The following is a 2,014-nucleotide window of genomic DNA, read 5'->3' as shown; positions in this document are numbered from 1 at the left end:
CGCACTGGAAGGCCGTGACCGGCGCAACTGCCTGAGTTTAACTGAAAGCGCTTCGTCCGGCCTCAGTCGAACAAGTGACAACGCCGGCTGGAGCCCAACGGGACGAATGCTGCACCATGGGCGAATGTCGACTGCCGACCTCACTACATCGGCGTCCGCATAATCTCACGGATCAGATCATTTGTCTCTGGTCTCGTCGTTTGGTGCCGATATCGGAGAGCCAGAACAGTTCTCGATAATTGAAGGCCCTCGATGGGCTTCGACACCAGGCCCATGTCCAGAGGAATAGCAGTGGCCGGCAAGATCAGCGCACCTGACCCTTGCCGAGCAAGTTCAACTAACCAATCCACGCGGTTGGACCGATACGCCGCGTAGAGTTCATGACCATAATCTGCGCAGGTCCCATGCAAAGCGTCCCGCATTTCGCAATTTAGTCGGTCGAGCATGTCGGTTTTTGCGAGAGCCGCAAGAGAAATCGCATCTTGTTCAGACAACGGATGCGACTTTGACATTACTACCTTGTAGTCCTCTTCATAGAGACGGTCTATGCGATAGAGGTCTTCACTGACCTTCTCTGCGGTGACTGCAACGTCGAGTTTGCCGTCTCGCAACCCGGCAAGAAGCTCGGAGGATGATGCAACGATCAATTCGATTTCGGCTTGCGGTAATCGCTTACGCGTACGCTCCATAGCTGCCGAAATCAGGTTGTGGCCAATCGTTTCGCCGACACCAACAGAGATTGGAACCCGCTCCAAACGCATGTGACGGACCGCCTCAGCCTTCGCCTGGCGCGTCTCATCGTAGATCCTCTGCAACCTTGGCTGCATGAGTTTTCCGAGGGCTGTAAGCCTGCATCCCGCACGGTCCCTGACAAACAGCTCACCTCCAAGCTCGTCTTCAAGTTTCTTGATCGCAGTCGTCAAGGAAGGTTGGGAGACATTGGAGGCACTGGCTGCGTGGGTGAAGTTTCGGTGCTCACAGACAGCGAGAAAATACCTGATCTGGTTCATTTCCATCGCCGCATTCTCCGCCACATCTCAACGCACGCCATCAAAGCAACTTCCATAGTCCATGTCTATTAAAAAATAGAACTTCGGAATTGGAGTCCGACCCATCCGCCATGGGACAAGAGTGCATCGAAACCAAACACGACGAACGTCAAGTCAGGGGACGACCATGAACACGCAAATCCTTCCGATATGCGCCGCACTGGCTCTGATCACAACTTCTGCAACTGCACAGGACAATCCAATGGAAAATCATACTGCCAGCTACATCGCCATGCCCGCCGTCGAAGGCCAGACCGTAGCCTTCGCGGAGTTTCTGGCTGGTGCTGCAACTATCGTGCGAGAAACAGAGCCGGGCACTGTACTGTGGTTTGCTCTGCAAGCCGGTGATACGTTCGCAATCTTTGACATCTTCGGAGACGAAGAAGCACGGGGCGCTCACTTCTCAGGAGCAGTTGCAGCTTCCTTGAACCAGAACGCAGACGCGTTGGTCGACGGAGGATGGGACGCCGGTGTTGTCGCGAACATCAACAACTCCGATGTCCTTTCGGTAAAAGCGCCGGTTGACCTCCACAAGGCAACAACCGCAACTTATATCAAGCTCGAAGCTGCTCCAGGTAAAGGTCCCGAATTGGCAGCCTTGTTGACCGCCGCTGGTCCGATCGTTGCAGATACCGAACCAAAAACTTTGTTCTGGACGGCGCTGCAGATTGACGAGAACAACTTCGCCATCTTTGACATCTTTGCCGACAGCTCTGGGCGCGAAGCGCACTTTGCCGGACAAGTCGCCGGGCTCCTTAATGCAAAGGCTTCAGAATTGGTCGCAGGCGGATGGGACGATGGTGTTGTGGCAAACGCCCGCAATTTCGACATCCTTGCTACCAAGTAATCTCACAGGGTGACTTGAGAAAGAAGTGCCCGGTGCAACCTGGCCGGCGTTGTCACGTTGTTCGACTGAGGCCGGACGAAGCGCTTTCAGTTAAACTCAGGCAGTTGCGCCGGTCACG

2 protein-coding genes are annotated in these 2,014 nt (G+C 54.7%); one reads left to right on the top strand and one right to left on the bottom strand.

Annotated features, from left to right (window positions below; genetic code table 11):
• Window positions 1-143 precede the first annotated feature (143 nt).
• Window positions 144-1,016, bottom strand: a complete 873-nt coding sequence (locus DOU54_RS14940) for a LysR family transcriptional regulator (RefSeq protein ID WP_037095135.1) — start codon at window positions 1,014-1,016, stop codon at window positions 144-146.
• Window positions 1,017-1,176: 160 nt separating this feature from the next.
• On the opposite strand from DOU54_RS14940, the gene DOU54_RS14935 reads away from it, so the two are divergent.
• Window positions 1,177-1,896: a putative quinol monooxygenase gene (locus tag DOU54_RS14935; RefSeq protein ID WP_113731501.1), complete on the top strand. Its 720-nt coding sequence runs from the start codon at window positions 1,177-1,179 to the stop codon at window positions 1,894-1,896.
• Window positions 1,897-2,014: the final 118 nt, after the last annotated feature.

The sequence above is a fragment of the Agrobacterium sp. MS2 genome, from assembly GCF_003261015.1.
Classification (GTDB): Bacteria; Pseudomonadota; Alphaproteobacteria; order Rhizobiales; family Rhizobiaceae; genus Agrobacterium; species Agrobacterium pusense.
This window is presented reverse-complemented; position numbering and strand designations above follow the sequence as displayed.